Origin of the sequence: Sneathiella sp. HT1-7 (genome assembly GCF_020731145.1) — a bacterium.
In the GTDB taxonomy this organism is placed as follows: Bacteria; Pseudomonadota; Alphaproteobacteria; order Sneathiellales; family Sneathiellaceae; genus Sneathiella.
In genome coordinates, this window is record NZ_JAJFZN010000002.1 from 725,972 (window position 1) to 740,775 (window position 14,804).

General features: G+C 55.7%; 15 protein-coding genes. 10 read left to right on the forward strand and 5 right to left on the reverse strand.

Annotated features, from left to right (window positions below; genetic code table 11):
• Positions 1-131: 131 nt before the first annotated feature.
• From LKE13_RS08815 to LKE13_RS08830, 4 genes are all read left to right on the forward strand, one after another.
• The gene (locus tag LKE13_RS08815) at positions 132-1,148 is read left to right on the forward strand and encodes an amino acid ABC transporter substrate-binding protein (RefSeq protein WP_227950299.1); all 1,017 of its coding nucleotides are present in this window, start codon (positions 132-134) and stop codon (positions 1,146-1,148) included.
• A 110-nt stretch (positions 1,149-1,258) separates the two neighbouring features.
• On the forward strand, positions 1,259-2,452 hold the full coding sequence (locus LKE13_RS08820) for an amino acid ABC transporter permease (RefSeq protein WP_227950301.1): 1,194 nt from the start codon (positions 1,259-1,261) through the stop codon (positions 2,450-2,452).
• Between the two features lies 1 nt (position 2,453).
• Positions 2,454-3,557, forward strand: coding sequence for an amino acid ABC transporter permease (locus LKE13_RS08825; RefSeq protein WP_227950303.1), 1,104 nt, complete (start codon positions 2,454-2,456; stop codon positions 3,555-3,557).
• Between the two features lie 12 nt (positions 3,558-3,569).
• Positions 3,570-4,340, forward strand: a complete 771-nt coding sequence (locus LKE13_RS08830; RefSeq protein ID WP_321576135.1) for an amino acid ABC transporter ATP-binding protein — start codon at positions 3,570-3,572, stop codon at positions 4,338-4,340.
• Positions 4,341-4,406: 66 nt separating this feature from the next.
• On the opposite strand, the gene LKE13_RS08835 is transcribed toward LKE13_RS08830, so the two are convergent.
• From LKE13_RS08835 to LKE13_RS08855, 5 genes are all read right to left on the reverse strand, one after another.
• Complete coding sequence (locus tag LKE13_RS08835; RefSeq protein WP_227950305.1) at positions 4,407-5,222, reverse strand: hypothetical protein; 816 nt, start codon at positions 5,220-5,222, stop codon at positions 4,407-4,409.
• Positions 5,223-5,315: 93 nt separating this feature from the next.
• On the reverse strand, positions 5,316-5,873 hold the full coding sequence (locus tag LKE13_RS08840; protein WP_227950307.1) for a GNAT family N-acetyltransferase: 558 nt from the start codon (positions 5,871-5,873) through the stop codon (positions 5,316-5,318).
• 2 nt (positions 5,874-5,875) lie between these two features.
• A complete protein-coding gene (gene sseA, locus LKE13_RS08845; protein ID WP_227950309.1) occupies positions 5,876-6,733 on the reverse strand; it encodes a 3-mercaptopyruvate sulfurtransferase in 858 nt (285 codons plus the stop codon).
• A gap of 40 nt (positions 6,734-6,773) precedes the next feature.
• A complete protein-coding gene (locus LKE13_RS08850; protein WP_227950311.1) occupies positions 6,774-7,487 on the reverse strand; it encodes an alanyl-tRNA editing protein in 714 nt (237 codons plus the stop codon).
• Between the two features lie 16 nt (positions 7,488-7,503).
• Complete coding sequence (locus LKE13_RS08855; RefSeq protein WP_227950313.1) at positions 7,504-8,514, reverse strand: cysteine synthase A; 1,011 nt, start codon at positions 8,512-8,514, stop codon at positions 7,504-7,506.
• Between the two features lie 426 nt (positions 8,515-8,940).
• Here LKE13_RS08855 and LKE13_RS08860 point away from each other — a divergent pair, with 426 nt between their 5' ends.
• The 6 genes from LKE13_RS08860 (at position 8,941) to LKE13_RS08885 (ending at position 14,770) form a co-directional block, all read left to right on the forward strand.
• Positions 8,941-9,450 (forward strand): hypothetical protein, encoded by a 510-nt coding sequence (locus LKE13_RS08860; protein ID WP_227950316.1) that lies wholly within the window; start codon positions 8,941-8,943, stop codon positions 9,448-9,450.
• Between the two features lie 284 nt (positions 9,451-9,734).
• Positions 9,735-10,136, forward strand: a complete 402-nt coding sequence (locus tag LKE13_RS08865) for a hypothetical protein (protein ID WP_227950318.1) — start codon at positions 9,735-9,737, stop codon at positions 10,134-10,136.
• Complete coding sequence (terL, locus tag LKE13_RS08870) at positions 10,129-11,469, forward strand: phage terminase large subunit (protein ID WP_227950320.1); 1,341 nt, start codon at positions 10,129-10,131, stop codon at positions 11,467-11,469. The genes LKE13_RS08865 and terL overlap by 8 nt, the downstream gene beginning before the upstream one ends.
• Positions 11,466-12,788 (forward strand): DUF4055 domain-containing protein, encoded by a 1,323-nt coding sequence (locus tag LKE13_RS08875; RefSeq protein WP_227950322.1) that lies wholly within the window; start codon positions 11,466-11,468, stop codon positions 12,786-12,788. Before terL ends, LKE13_RS08875 begins: the two co-directional genes overlap by 4 nt.
• A 65-nt stretch (positions 12,789-12,853) precedes the next feature.
• Positions 12,854-13,558: a hypothetical protein gene (locus LKE13_RS08880; RefSeq protein WP_227950325.1), complete on the forward strand. Its 705-nt coding sequence runs from the start codon at positions 12,854-12,856 to the stop codon at positions 13,556-13,558.
• An 81-nt stretch (positions 13,559-13,639) separates the two neighbouring features.
• Entirely contained in the window at positions 13,640-14,770 is a 1,131-nt protein-coding gene (locus LKE13_RS08885; RefSeq protein WP_227950327.1) for a P22 phage major capsid protein family protein, read from the forward strand.
• Positions 14,771-14,804: the final 34 nt, after the last annotated feature.

Consider the following 14,804-nt stretch of genomic DNA (forward strand, 5'->3'; position numbering starts at 1 on the left):
TGATAACATATATTATGATCTTCACGCGTATTTCACTCAAGTACTCATGATAAGGGTACGGTACTTAATGGAAGTATGTGATTTACCGGAGAGAATATTGAGACTTATCAATGGACAGGAAGGTTATTTTCATGAGAAAAGCGAGTTTTATTGCTGTCGCTACTGCAGCAACTTTTATGGCGACAGCGGCAACCGCAGCGACGCTGGATGATGTCAAGGCAAAGGGCTTTATTCAATGTGGCGTAACAACGGGTCTGGCAGGTTTTGCCGCACCTAACAATGATGGTAAATGGGAAGGCTTCGACGTGGACTTCTGCCGCGCGATGTCTGCCGCCGTCTTCGGGACTCCGGATAAAGTCAAATACACGCCGACGACAGCAAAAGAGCGGTTCACCGCCCTGCAGTCCGGCGAAATTGACGTGCTGGCCCGGAACACGACCTGGACCTTCAGTCGCGACGTTAACCTCGGATTCGAATTTGTCGGTGTTAACTATTATGACGGTCAGGGCTTCATGGTCAAAAAGGCACTCGGCGTGAAATCCGCGCTTGAGCTTGATGGCGCCCGGATCTGCGTGCAGTCCGGTACAACCACCGAACTGAACCTTGCCGACTACTTCACAGCCAATGGCATGAAATACGACTCAGTCGTTTTCGACACAGCAGACGAAGTTCGTGAAGCGTATCTGAAAGATACCTGCGACGTTTACACGACGGACCAGTCCGGCCTGTATGCACAGCGTTCGGTTATTGCCGACCCTGAAGCACATATCGTTTTGCCGGAAGTGATCTCGAAAGAGCCGCTCGGCCCGCTCGTCCGTCACGGCGACAACCAGTGGGGTGATATTGCCCGCTGGACATTGAACGCCATGGTCGAAGCAGAAGAGCTGAATATCTCCTCTGCCAATGTTGATACATTGAAAGCGGACACCAAGAACCCGAGCATCCAGCGTATCCTCGGCACCTCAGGTGACCTCGGACAGCAGCTCGGCCTCACCAACGAATGGGCTTACAACATTATCAAGAATGTCGGCAACTACGGCGAAAGCTTTGCCCGCAACCTTGGTGAAGGAACCGCCCTTAACATTGCGCGCGGACTAAACGCTCAGTGGAACAAGGGAGGCATTCTCTACGCTCCGCCACTGCGCTAAGGGTCTAGATTATGTAATTAGAGGGAGCGTGTGGCCTGTTTCGATCGGACATGCGCTCCTTTTGCCTTTTGGCAGCCGTAATCTTAACAATCCCTGGGGAGGTGTAGTTTATGACGGCAGAAGCAGCAGATCTTGAAGTTGCCAAGATCAACAAGTTTCGCGACCCGCGATACCGAGCGATTTTTTATCAGATTGTCGTTGTCGTGCTTATCGCTCTGTTTGTCTGGTATGTTGGACATAATACAGCTGTAAATCTGGAAAAACGCGGCATCGCGTCCGGATTTGGTTTCTTAAGCCAGCCTGCGGGCTTTGGCATCGGTATTGTCCTCTTGATGGACTATAGCAGCCAGACATCAACTCATCTTGATGTTCTGATCATCGGTATTATCAATACCCTCGCCGTATCGATCTCAGGCATTTTCCTGGCAACCCTCATCGGTTTTATCTTCGGTGTCCTGCGGCTCTCCAAGAACTGGGTCGTCAACAAGATCGCCGCCGTTTATATAGAGGTGATCCGAAATATTCCGCTGCTGGTGCAGCTGATGTTCTGGTATTTCGCGGTTCTGTCGGTGTTGCCGCTGGTGAAAGACAGTATCCATATCGGCGATAATTTCCTGATCAACAACCGGGGTGTCAGTTTCCCGGCTATTATCCCCGCAAGCGGATTCTGGCTTATTACAGTGGCGCTGCTCGTGGCCATCGTCCTTTGCTTTGTCGTCAAAAATTGGGCGCATAAACGCCAGGACCTGACCGGACAGATTTTCCCTGTGTTCTGGACGAGCGTCGGGCTGATTATCGTTTTGCCGGTGATCGCGTCCCTGATTATGGGCAATCCGTTCGAAATCAATTATCCTGAATATGGCCGGTTCAGCATAACTGGCGGCTGGTCACTAGAACCGGAATTTCTCGCACTGTTGCTGGGATTATCGATCTATACCGGTGCCTTTATCGCCGAGATTGTCCGCTCGGGCATCAACGCGGTGAGCCATGGCCAGACAGAGGCAGCGCATTCCCTGGGCCTGAGCCCGGGCAAGACGACCCGACTTGTGGTTTTGCCGCAGGCGCTCCGTGTCATCGTTCCACCCTTGACGAGTCAATATCTGAACCTTGTCAAGAACTCGTCGCTCGCCACCGCCATTGGGTATGCGGACATTACGGCCCTCTTTGCCGGAACGTCACTTAACCAGACCGGTCAGGCGATTGAGTGCATTATGATCACAATGATATTCTACCTGTCCATAAGCCTCCTGATTTCGATGTTTATGAACTGGTACAATAAACGCATTGCATTGGTGGAGAGATAAGATGGCAATAGTTAAAACAGAACGCCACGAAGATCTGCCACCTCCCGCCAGCCAGACCGGCGTGATTGGATGGATGCGGGAGAATTTATTCTCCAGCCCGTTGAACGCACTCCTAACGGTGGTGTCGCTCTATGTGATCTGGTGGGCAGTGAGCGGAATAGTCTCCTACGCCTTCATCAACGCTAATTTTGTCGGGGAAACCCGGGAAGATTGCACCGGGACAGGGGCCTGCTGGGTCTTTATCAAGGCCCGGTTCGGACAGATCATGTACGGCTTTTACCCGGTTGAAGAACGCTGGCGCGTTGATATCGGGTATGTTCTTGCAGCAATCGGGCTGTTCCTTGTTCTCTCTGACGTGGTCAAGAACAAGAAATGGCCGGCGGTCTATATGTTCGTCTTCGTACCGGTCGTTTGTTACTTCCTGTTTTATGGAGGGTCTTTCGGTCTGGAAGTCGTAGAGACTTCCCAGTGGGGCGGGTTGTTCCTGACCTTGGTGCTGGCATCGGTGTCGATCTTTGTCGCGCTGCCGCTCGGTATTGTCCTTGCGCTTGGACGGCGATCAAGCATGCCGATTGTGCGGATGCTCTGCGTTGGCTTTATTGAGTTTGTTCGCGGGGTGCCGTTGATCACAGTCCTGTTCATGGCCTCGGTCATGTTGCCGTTGTTCCTGCCAGAAGGTATGAACTTCGACAAGCTTATCCGGGCGCTCGTCGGCATGTCGCTTTTCTCCGCGGCCTATATGGCCGAGGTGGTGCGCGGTGGATTGCAGGCGATCCCCAAAGGCCAGATGGAGGCCGCGAAAAGCCTCGGCCTTGGATATTGGCAGGCAATGGGGCTTATAATACTGCCTCAGGCGCTTAAGATTGCAATTCCCTCAATCGTCAACACCTTCATCGGTCTGTTTAAGGACACGACGCTGGTGCTGATCATCGGGTTGCTGGACTTGCTCAGCATTGTTAAAGCTGGAACCACCGATAAGGAATGGGTCGGGATGGCGACCGAAGGCTATGTCTTCGTTGCGGCCGTCTTCTGGGTCTTCTGTTTCGGTATGTCGCGTTATAGCATCTGGTTGGAGAACAAACTCCACACCGGTCACAAAAGATAGGAGGGCGGAAATATGAGTGAAGCTGCCATGACACAAACTGATATGGATGTCGCGATTCAACTGATCGGGATGCATAAATGGTATGGTGAGTTCCATGTCCTGAAAGACATCAACCTCACAGTGGAGCGGGGAGAGAAAATCGTTGTCTGCGGGCCGTCTGGCTCGGGCAAGTCAACGATGATCCGCTGCATTAACCGACTGGAGGAGCATCAGCAGGGCCAGATCATTGTGGACGGGATTGAACTCACAAACGATGTGAAGAAGATCGATGAAATCCGCCGTGAGGTGGGGATGGTCTTCCAGCATTTTAATCTGTTTCCGCATCTGACGGTTTTGGAAAACTGCACGCTCGCGCCGATTTGGGTCCGCAAGACCCCGAAGGCGGAGGCCGAGGAAACGGCGATGAAGTTCCTTGAACGGGTGAAAATCCCCGAACAGGCGCTGAAATATCCGGGGCAACTCTCGGGCGGACAGCAGCAGCGTGTGGCGATTGCCCGCTCGCTCTGCATGAACCCGCGCATCATGCTGTTTGATGAGCCGACATCGGCGCTTGACCCGGAAATGATTTCAGAGGTGTTGGACACCATGATCAGTCTCGCCGAAGAGGGTATGACCATGATCTGTGTGACCCATGAAATGGGCTTCGCCAAGACGGTCGCCGATCGGGTGATCTTCATGGACGCCGGCGAGATTATCGAGCAGGCGCCACCAACGGAATTCTTCGAGAATCCGCAAAGCGAACGGACCCAGCTTTTCCTAAGCCAGATCCTGCACAACGGCTGATAAACTATTCTATCGAAAGAAAAAGCCCGGCGATAAATTGTCGGGCTTTTTTGTGGGAAAAGGGACTTAACTCCCCGCGCCGAGGGATTTCCAGTATTTGGTATTGAGCTTGCCGATCATTCGGTCGTGCCAACTGCCCAAGCAGCCACGGAAGCTGAGGCTACCGGCGATGGTGCGGTCATAGCATTCCTTAACAACAGCGTTTGCATTGTCCTTCGCACCGCTCGCAAAGCCGGAGCTTTTGGTGATTTCCTGATAGCTCGCGCGGACGGTGGCGCGATCTTCATCGCTGGCCCGGCCGCGCCAGGGCAGGCGGTTGATCGCCTGATTGATAAGCTCTGCTGCGTCGCGCTTGTTCTCATCCAGATCGACGAGCTGCGTCGCCGCCGCCCGGAGCGGTCCGGTGGCGAGCAAGATATCCTCCTCCGTCTGAGGCTTCACGTCATTGGCAATTGGCAGCGGGACAAGGGAGAGATTTTTCGGCACGGAAATGCTCACCTCCAGTGGGCCGTATTTCGTCAGCTGGCTTTCCTGAAAGGCGAGGCGCACCGCGTTATGGCCGCGCGCGGCGGTAATCTCAAGCGGGAGATGGGCGAGGGAGATTTCTTGCCCCGCTGCGTTCCGGCCCATAAGATCGAAGAAGGTCTCTCCATGCACATAGTATCCCGCGCCAATATTAGGGGAGGCGCGATGTTCCTGGAGGCAGATGGTGGTCAGCTCCACCGTGCATTCTCCGGCCTCGCAGGTGACGGGGAGTTTCAGGTCCGTTGCCGCAACGGCCAAGATCTGTGGTGCGGCAAGGGCTGGCAGGGCGGCTATGGCCGCGGTCAGCGAAGCCGCAATAAAGAGGGAGGGCTGATGTTTCTTGTTCAGGGGCGCCATGTGAAAACCTCCGCGCGTAACGAAACCGGCATATACATCAGAATAAACTTATATTCCTAACCGGTCAACGCGGAGATGATCACTTCCAGGCGATCAGATATCTTCTATGGGGTCAATCTCGATCTCGCGGCGGCGGATCGGTTCGAACCCGGCGCGCTGATACATCGGCAGCGCCTTCGGATGGTCCAACGTGCAGGTATTGACGGTTACCCGTTCCGGTCCCTTTTCCCAGGCTTCTTCCAGTGCCCAGTTGAGAAAATAGGGGCCAAGCCGCATTCCGATAAATTCGGGCATGATCCCGAAATAGGCGACATCGACGGCATCGGGCATTTCGGCTGCGTTCAGTTCGACAAAGCCCGCGGGCACGCCTTTGATATAAAGCACATAGACTTCGGTTGTTTCCGCCTGAAGAATTTCTTCAAGTTCCGCATCAGGGACAAGACGACGATCAATCCATCCCCAGTCTCGCCCGACCGTGTTGTAAAGATAACGATAAAAGGATACCGTCGGCGTCTCCGCGCGGATAATCGCGTGGGGGATAGCCGGGGGCGGGGGTGGTGCGGCGTTCTGCCGTTCCGTCATTTCAAGGAAAGTGATGGTAACGGGCCATTTGCCCGTGTGGGTCGGTGTCGGGGGGCGTTTAATCGGCATTCTTACTTTCCGGTTTCGACTGGCAATTCCTCATCGAGAGCCCATTCGGTCCATGATCCGTCAAAAACGGCAACACGTTGATGACCCAGAAGATGCAGGCCGAACGCCAGGACGCAAGCGGTTATTCCCGATCCACAAGATGTAATCACCGGTTTCTTTAAATCAACTCCTGCACTCTCAAAAGATGCAGAAAGTTCAGCGGCAGGACGGAAAGTTCCATCACCGTCTTTTAGAAGATTTGTGAAGGGCAGGTTTTTTGCGCCGGGAATATGGCCGCTGCGCAAGCCTTCGCGGGGTTCCGGTTCCGTCCCTTCAAACCGACCGGCGGAGCGGGCATCAAGCACCTGTTCGCGGCCCTGATTTATATTGCGCGCGACCTGATCTTTTTCGCGCAGGAGGAAGCTGTTGATGCGGGATGTGAAATGCCGCTCGGCGGGTTTTACCGGCATATCATCGACGGGGCGTCCCTCTGCTTTCCATTTGGGCAGGCCGCCATCGAGAATGGCCACATCCTGATGACCGAAAAGGCGGAGCAGCCACCAGGCACGTGCGGCGCTGACATTCCCAATGGTATCATAGACAACAATCCGGTTCCCATCGCCGAGGCCAAGTTTCCGCATCCGGCTTGAGAATTTTTCCGGGCTCGGCACCATATGAGGGAGCGGGTTATCAGTGTCGGCAATCTCGTCAATATCGAAGAAGACGGCGCCGGGAATATGTTCCGCGTCATATTCTGCGCGTGGGTTGCGCCCGGTCGCGGGCATATGCCAAGACGCATCGACGATCCGTACATCAGGGGCGGCGGCATGCTCCGTCAGCCATTCGGTTGAAACAAGCGAGGATGAATTTACATAGGACATATTTTTACTTACACCTTATTCGGTCGTACCGGCTTTGATTTCACGCAACAAATTCTAGCGATACTCGCCGGTTTTGCCGACCCTTCTTTTCAATTTTTCTCACCCTGACTTCCCCGATCTCCGAAGTATTACGCACATGGGTGCCGCCGCAGGGCTGCAAATCCACGCCTTCCACCTTGATCAGGCGGATGCGACCAGCACCGCGTGGCGGCTGGACAGACATGGTTTTTACCAGTTCGGGCTTTGCGTCGAGCTCTTCTTCGCTGATCCAGTCACTCGTCAGCGCGTGATTTTCATTGATAATCCGGTTGAGCTCAACTGTGATTTCTTCCTTATCAAGGGTTGCTTCAGGGAGATCGAAATCGAGCCGCCCCTTGCCGTCGGAAACCTGTCCGCCGGTCACCGGGTAGGGCAGCACGGCGGAAAGAAGATGCAGGCAACTATGCATGCGCATCAGGCGATGACGCGTATCCCAGTCGATCTCGGCCGTTATCGTGGCGCCAATGTCGGGGAGGGGGCTTCCCTCCGCCGGGACATGGACGATTTCGTCGGGGGTGTTCCCTTTGACAGCCGTCGCGATTTCAATATTTGTGCCGTCGGCCAATATCAGCTTGCCCTTATCGCCCGGCTGGCCGCCGCCGGTGGGATAGAAAACTGTCTGGTCCAGAATGATGCCGCCCTGCTCATTCACGCCTGTCACCACCGCCGACGTTTGAGTTAGATAGGCATCGTCGCGAAAGAGGGACAGTGTCATGATATTCTCCGGTTGGTCAGCTATCGCCGGAGAGCCAAGGAGCAACCGGCAGGTTCTTTTCTTTCAGCATATCAATGTCCATCAATTTGCTAAAGTATTTTTGCGCGGTATCGCAAAGAACCGTGACAATCGTATGGCCGGGACCCATTTCCTTCGCCATGCGGATGGCGCCGGCGACATTGATGCCACTGGAAAGGCCCATCTGTAATCCCTCATGGATGTTGAGGTCATAAAGCACGTTGAGCGCCTCGACATCGTCGATCTGGAACGGCAGGTCGATATCGAGACCCTCCAGGTTGGCGGTAATGCGGCCCTGGCCGATCCCTTCGGTGATGGAACTGCCTTCGGACTTCATTTCGCCGTTCTTGTAGTAATTAAAGAGCGCTGCGCCCATTGGATCGGCGAGGCCGATCTTGATGCTCGGGTTTTTTGCCCGAAGTGCCGTCGCCACGCCAGCGAGGGTACCACCACTACCGACCGCGCAGATAAAGCCGTTGATCTTGCCGTCGGTCTGGTTCCAGATTTCCGGGCCCGTGGTGTCGATATGTCCCTGACGATTGGCGACATTATCAAACTGGTTGGCCCAGATAGCGCCACCCGGATGGGTTTTCGCCAGTTCCTCCGCCAGCCGGCCGGAATATTTGATGTAATTATTCTCGTCCTTATAGGGTTTCGCCGGAACAAGGCGGAGATCCGCACCGCAATATCTTAGAAGCGCTTTCTTCTCATCCGTCTGCGTTTCAGGCATGACGATGACGGTCTTGTATCCCTTGGCGTTCGCTACAAGGGCGAGGCCGATGCCGGTATTGCCCGCGGTCCCTTCAACGATCAGACCGCCGGGCTTGAGCAGACCCTTCGCCTCCGCATCCTTGACGATGGCAAGGGCGGCGCGGTCCTTCACCGATCCACCAGGATTGAGAAATTCGGCCTTGCCGTATATATCGCAGCCCGTAGCTTCCGAGGCGGCAGTCAGGCGGATAAGCGGCGTGTTGCCGATGCTGTCGATAAAGTCTTTGCGAATTTCCATGGGATTCTCTGTGGTTCTTTCTTATTACCATTGTATTTATGTTAATTTGGCGATTTACCCCGGAAGCGTCAAGCGTTGTGGAGGAATAAAATTTTCGACTGATTTTCAGGGTCTATTTGTGCAACGCAAATAATGTTTGAAATCTAACATTTGACGTAATAAGTCGAAAGTTGTTATAATATAAATATTATTAATATTACAAAAAAATTGCATTTATAATTTTAATGTTGTGTGAGTTTGTACTTTAAACATTTTTCTCAACCGACTTTACCCTTCTTTTTTAAGCGCACGCGTCGGCCTCCGATGCGAAAAAATGTGCGCATTTATATTTCCGACTACTCCCAAGGCCTACAGAAACGGCAGAATGCCCTCCGTAGCTGGATTATGAGCAAAGCAATAAATCACATTCTATGATTGAGAGGAACTATGACATCCAAACAGACGGGCGCTCGCACAGCGCGGGAAGCACTTTTGGCGCCACGTACGACAGATCGCAGCGTCAGATCACCCGCCTGCGGCCGGAACATAAAATTGCGATCCCGGCCCGGCGCTAATCCTTCGGGAAGACTTAGAAAGACAGATATGAAAGCGCGAGAGCCACGTCTCTTTTCCATGCTGACGGACGATCAGGTAAGGATTGCGGAGAAAATTGCCCGCGGATTTCATTTGCGTACAGCGGGGCTCGGTATGCGGACGCAAAATTATAGTCGATTACCCTCATCAACGGGGAATACGGAGGATTGGCAGGTTGAGTTGATGCGTCGATTTATGCTCTGGGCTGTCCGGGTACAGGAAGCAGGTTTGTCGCTTTCTGCTGTGCTTGATGTCATTATATTTGGGAAGAGTTGCCGGGCTGTTGATCGAGCGCGAAAGAAGCGAAATGGCTATGCGCGGGCGCAGTTGAATGATGCCTTGGCGCTTTATGAAAACATATAAAAACACTTAATGATAGAAAAATATTGACAATCGGGGAACGTTTCTTTATACTGATTGTCATAGTCGGAAATTGGGCCCATGGAAATCGAAGAATTTCCGTGGGCCTTTCTTATTGAAGATTAAATCAATAAAAACAACGATAAAAAACCCAGCAAATTAAAAATATAGCCCCTCTGAGGAAATCTATCCTCCTCAGAGAACGCCGCATGGCGGAATAATTACGGTTTGAGTGAACACTAAATAGTAGTAAATATACTTATTGTCTATAAATTGAGGCTTCTGGAATGTCGACCATCGAGCTGATTAAATCTGCCCTGAATAACAAGATATGGCGGCGTAATGTCGCCCTTCCACTGCTAGAGGATATCAAGCAGGCAGGAAGGATCAATGATATCGTTGCCCTATTGGGGTCCGTCTTTCTGAAGAAGGAGGAAGAGACCGTCCGCCGCTTTGTCGCGGATGTGTTTGCCGGGGAAATTCTGGAAATCGCTGACGGCGTCAATGATAACGGAGAAGACAAAGAGGCACGGGAGGATATTGCCCGCTCGAAGCTCCGGATCGATACGCGGAAATGGCTGATGGCACATTTCGCACCGACGCAATATGGCGAGGGCGCGGCGAATGACAAGGGCAAGCGCAGCTTCCCCGTACCCCGCCTGTACCTGCCGGAAAATGGCCGTGATTAAACCGCAGCCGGGACCGCAGGAGATGTTCCTTGGCACTCCCGCCGACATCGCCATCTATGGCGGCGCGGCGGGTGGCGGCAAGAGCTTTGCCCTGCTGATGGAGCCACTCCGGCACATGGCGCAAGGGGAGTTCAAGGCCGTTATTTTCCGCCGCACCTCGAAACAGGTAAAGAATGAGGGCGGGCTTTGGGATGCGTCCGCCGCGCTCTACGGGACCATTGGCGGTCGGGCGAAGGAAAGCGAGCTGTCTTGGAAGTTTCCGAGTGGAGCGTCGATCAGCTTCGGTCATCTGGAGCATGAGAAGAACAAGTACGACTGGCAGGGATCGGAACTTGCCTTCATCGGTTTTGACGAACTGACCCATTTCACCGAGACCCAGTTTTTTTACCTGTTGAGCCGCAATCGCTCCACCGGTCGAGCGCGGCCCTATGTGCGGGGAACCTGCAATCCGGACGCGGATAGTTGGGTTGCCGATTTTATCCGCTGGTGGATTGATCCGGAAACGGGCTACCCGGTTCCGGGACGGTCGGGCCAACTCCGTTGGTTTGTTCGTGATGAAGATAGTCTTATCTGGGGCGATGATAAACGCGCATTGGAGCTGGCGCATCCGGGACAGGTGGCCAAGTCTGTCACCTTTATCGCTGCCTCCATTGACGATAACCGGATCCTGATGGAACGGGATCCGGGCTATCGCGCCAATCTTGCCGCGCTCTCCTCAATCGATCGGGAGCGGCTGTTAAAGGGAAACTGGAAAATCCGCCCTGCTGCGGGCGCCTATTTTCGCCGAAGCTGGTTTTCGGTGGTGCCGATGGCACCAGTTGAGGCGCGACGGGTGCGCGGCTGGGACTTGGCGGCCAGCCATATGGAACCGGGGACCTCTCCCGACTGGACCGTTGGGGCGCGACTCGCCCGGGACGCCAGTGGGGTGTTCTATGTAGAACATATAGAGCGGCTGCGGGGCACGCCGAATGAGGTCGAGCGCGCCATCCGCAATCTTGCCATGAGTGACGGGCGGGAGACGCAAATCGCCCTGCCGCAGGATCCGGGGCAGGCGGGAAAGGCGCAAGTCCAGGCGCTCGTCCGGCTGCTCGCGGGCTTCCGGATAAAAAGCCAGCCTGTCACCGGCAGCAAGGTCGTCCGTGCCATGCCATTCTCGTCGCAGGCCGAGGCGGGCAATGTCCGTCTTGTGGCGGGACCGTGGAACGCGGATTTCCTCAATGAACTCGAGAATTTTCCGACCGGTCGTCATGATGATCAGGTCGACGCGGTCTGCGAGGCGTTTCACGCTCTCACCCAAGTTTCACAGAAATCACAACAGGATATGTACTCATGAACGATCCTTCCACATCCTCCCAGCTATATGATTTAATGGCGACGCGCTGGGCACTGCCGAAGGCGCTGATGGGCGGCACGCTGGCCATGCGGGCCGCGGGCACACGATATCTGCCGCGCCATCCGGCGGAGAATAGCGCCATCTATACGGAGCGGGCGAGCCGATCAGTGTTGCGCAATCATTTCCGCCGCACCGTGACCAAACTCGTTGGTCGCATCTTTGCCGAACCACTCATCATCTCGGAGGATATGCCAGATGAACTGGTCGCGATTTTGCGCAATATCGATCTCGTTGGGAGGGGCCTTAATGTCTTCGCTCGCGACTGGTTCGAGGATGCGCTGGTCTCCGGTCTTTCTCATGTGCTGGTGGATTTCCCAGCGTCGGCGGGTGGGCAGTCCCTTGCCGAGGAGCGGGAGCAGGGCGCGCGGCCCTATGCGGTCCATGTCCGCGCCGATCAGCTGATTGCCGCACAATGGGACAGCCGGAGCGGTGACAAGGTGCTGACGCAAATCCGCATTCGCGAGAAGGCGTTGCGCTATCACGGGTTCGATGAGCGGGAGGAGGAACAGATCCGCGTGATCGAGCCGGATCGCTGGCGTGTCTACCGGCAGGACAAGAAGGGCATCTGGCAGGAGGCGGACGCCGGGGAGAATACCCTGGGCCGTATCCCGCTTGTCACCCTTTACACCGCGCGGACAGGATTTTTGCAGGCCGAGCCGCCGCTGGAAGACCTCGCGTTCCTCAATCTGGAGCATTACCAGATCCGCTCCGATCAGCGGAACGCGCTTAATGTCGCGTCCTTCCCGATCCTCGCGGCCTCCGGCTACAACCCGGAGATTGATGGCCCGATCGAGGTGGGCCCCAACAAGGTGCTGACCACCAGCGAGAGCGAGGGCAAATATTACTATGTGGAGAGTTCCGGTGCGGCGCTGGAGGCGGGGGCGCGAGAGTTGGAGGCGCTGGAAAAAGCCATGCTGATGTTCGGTCTGCAGTTCGAGACGCCAAAGCAGATGGAGACGGCTACGGGCCGGGCGCTGGACGCCGCCGATGCTCTCTCGCCGCTTTCCGCCATGGCGATGAACCTGGAAGACAGCCTGAATGCCATGCTGTCGCTGTTCGCGGACTGGCTGGAAATGCCGCTTATCGGCAGTATCGGCGTCAGCACCAAATCGGGCGCGGCGCAAAATAATGAGCGCGATCTCGATTTCCTATTGGAAGCGCGACGCCTCGGTGACGTGAGCGGGGAGGAACTGATCCGCGAAGCGAAGACGCGCGGACTTCTAAGTGACAGTCTCAAGGTGAACGCTGCTGCTGACTAACCCATCCAACATTTAATTATTTACCCACAGAGCCCCGTTTCGGGGCTTTTTTATTGAGGTTTTCCATGTTTGAATTTCCCATTGACGTGACCGACTTAAGCGAGGTGCCGGAGCAGTACCACGGGCTCTACCAGCCGGAGGAGGAGGGGTTCACCCTCGATCCCCTGCTCGCCGAAAAGCTGGATGTGTCCGGTCTGCTCTCGGCGCTTGAAAAGGAGCGGGGCAATGCACAGGGCTTCGAGAAGGAGCTGAAGGCTTGGCAGGCACTCGGCCCCGATCCGGAAACCGCCTGGGCCGATAAACAAAAGGCGCTCAGCGCGGAATTCACGGAACAGTTCGATGCGATTATCGAGGCGAAGGACGTGGAGATTACCCGCCTGAAGGAGCTGAACGCCGAGTTCCTGATCACCACCCGCGCGACGGAGGCGCTTTTGAAAGCCGGCGGTAGCGTCGAGCTGTTGATGCCGCATATTCGCGCCGCGATCACGTTGGTGGAGGAAGAGGGCGCTCCCTCCCTTCGTGTTATCGATACCGACGGCTCCTTCCGCGAGAAGGCGGAAGGGGTGCCCCTGACCGTCGAGGATCTGGTGGCGGAAATGCGGAGCTCCCCCGTCTTTGCCCGCGCCTTCAACCCGACCGGCAGCAAGGGCAGCGGCATGGACCCGAGCGGGGTGCCCGTCAATCGCGCCACCATCAATGGACAGAACCAATGGGCGCTCAACGCCCGGATCGAGGATATCGCCGCCGGGAAGGTGTCGGTCTCGATGTAGAGAACCAAGTCCGCGGGATGCGGCAGGGCCCGGGACGGGTCTGCAATAACCCCTTAATCCCTTATTCTGGAGATAAAGAAAATGGCAAATGATATCTCGGCCGCCATGCCGAAGATCCTTGCGCGCGGCCTGATGGCCCTGCGCGAACAGACCGTGATGCCCCGCCTCGTGAATGGCGATTTCAGTGCCGATGCGGCTGAGAAGGGCGACACCATCGATGTGATCCTGCCGTCCGACCTGACGGCGGATGACGTGACGCCCGGCACAACGCCGCCGACTCCGACCAGCTCGACATTGGAGAAGGTGCAGATTGAGCTGAACAACTGGAAGAAGGCGGATTTCTACCTCACCGACAAGGAGATGATGGAGGTCGAGGCGCGGGAGAATTTCATGCCCGTACAGGCGAGCGCGGCCATCCGTGCGCTTGCCAATGCCGTCAACCAGTCGATCCATGCGAAATATACCGGCATCTATGGTCTGGTCGGCACGGCAGGCACGACGCCCTTTGCGTCGGATGCCAGCGATGCGACGGCAGCCAGAAAGCTGCTGCTGGAGCAAAAGGCCCCGAAAGAATTCCGCTATGGCGTGCTCGATTTCGATGCGGAATCCAACGCGCTAGACCTCGCGGCCTTCGCTGATGCGGACCGCGCGGGCAGCAGCTCCGCCAAGATCGAAGGCGAGATCGGCCGCAAATACGGGATCGACTGGTATAGCGATGACCATGTCGCTACCCATGTGACCGGCGCGGAGGGAACGCCGCTGGTGAAAGGCGGATCCCAGACCGGCACCAGCCTGATCGCCGATGGCTTTACGACCAAACCCTCCGTCGGCGATATCTTCACCATTGATGGCGACACGCAGCAATATGTCGTGCAGGCCGCAACGGACCTGTCGGGCACGGACTCGACCCTGACCATCGCCCCGGCGATTAGTTCTGCGCCGTCGGATAACGCGGCGATGACCTTTGTCGCGGATCATGTGGTCAATCTGGTGTTCAATCGTGATGCCTTTGCCTTCGCCAACCGTCCGCTGGCCCACAGCACCCAGGACATGGGACTCGGCAGCCAGATCCTTTCGATGACCGATCCGATGACCGGCATCTCGCTCCGCCTTGAGGTGGCGCGCCAGTATAAGCAGGTCGTCTGGGAGTTTGACATCCTTTGGGGTGTTGCGCTGGTCCGGCCCGAGCTGGCGGTCCGCCTCGCTGGCTGACCGGAGTGGGGAGCGGTACGAAACATCACCGCTC

What these genes read in the sequence shown, in the direction of transcription:
- LKE13_RS08875 (WP_227950322.1), top strand. Translation starts at nt 11,466, where the DNA reads ATGAACGATCCTTCCACATCCTCCCAGCTATATGATTTAATGGCGACG.
- LKE13_RS08860 (WP_227950316.1), top strand. Translation starts at nt 8,941, where the DNA reads ATGACATCCAAACAGACGGGCGCTCGCACAGCGCGGGAAGCACTTTTG.
- LKE13_RS08840 (WP_227950307.1), bottom strand. Translation starts at nt 5,873, where the DNA reads ATGCCGATTAAACGCCCCCCGACACCGACCCACACGGGCAAATGGCCC.
- LKE13_RS08820 (WP_227950301.1), top strand. Translation starts at nt 1,259, where the DNA reads ATGACGGCAGAAGCAGCAGATCTTGAAGTTGCCAAGATCAACAAGTTT.
- LKE13_RS08825 (WP_227950303.1), top strand. Translation starts at nt 2,454, where the DNA reads ATGGCAATAGTTAAAACAGAACGCCACGAAGATCTGCCACCTCCCGCC.
- LKE13_RS08880 (WP_227950325.1), top strand. Translation starts at nt 12,854, where the DNA reads ATGTTTGAATTTCCCATTGACGTGACCGACTTAAGCGAGGTGCCGGAG.
- LKE13_RS08815 (WP_227950299.1), top strand. Translation starts at nt 132, where the DNA reads ATGAGAAAAGCGAGTTTTATTGCTGTCGCTACTGCAGCAACTTTTATG.
- LKE13_RS08855 (WP_227950313.1), bottom strand. Translation starts at nt 8,514, where the DNA reads ATGGAAATTCGCAAAGACTTTATCGACAGCATCGGCAACACGCCGCTT.
- LKE13_RS08850 (WP_227950311.1), bottom strand. Translation starts at nt 7,487, where the DNA reads ATGACACTGTCCCTCTTTCGCGACGATGCCTATCTAACTCAAACGTCG.
- LKE13_RS08885 (WP_227950327.1), top strand. Translation starts at nt 13,640, where the DNA reads ATGGCAAATGATATCTCGGCCGCCATGCCGAAGATCCTTGCGCGCGGC.
- LKE13_RS08865 (WP_227950318.1), top strand. Translation starts at nt 9,735, where the DNA reads ATGTCGACCATCGAGCTGATTAAATCTGCCCTGAATAACAAGATATGG.
- LKE13_RS08835 (WP_227950305.1), bottom strand. Translation starts at nt 5,222, where the DNA reads ATGGCGCCCCTGAACAAGAAACATCAGCCCTCCCTCTTTATTGCGGCT.
- sseA (WP_227950309.1), bottom strand. Translation starts at nt 6,733, where the DNA reads ATGTCCTATGTAAATTCATCCTCGCTTGTTTCAACCGAATGGCTGACG.
- LKE13_RS08830 (WP_321576135.1), top strand. Translation starts at nt 3,570, where the DNA reads ATGAGTGAAGCTGCCATGACACAAACTGATATGGATGTCGCGATTCAA.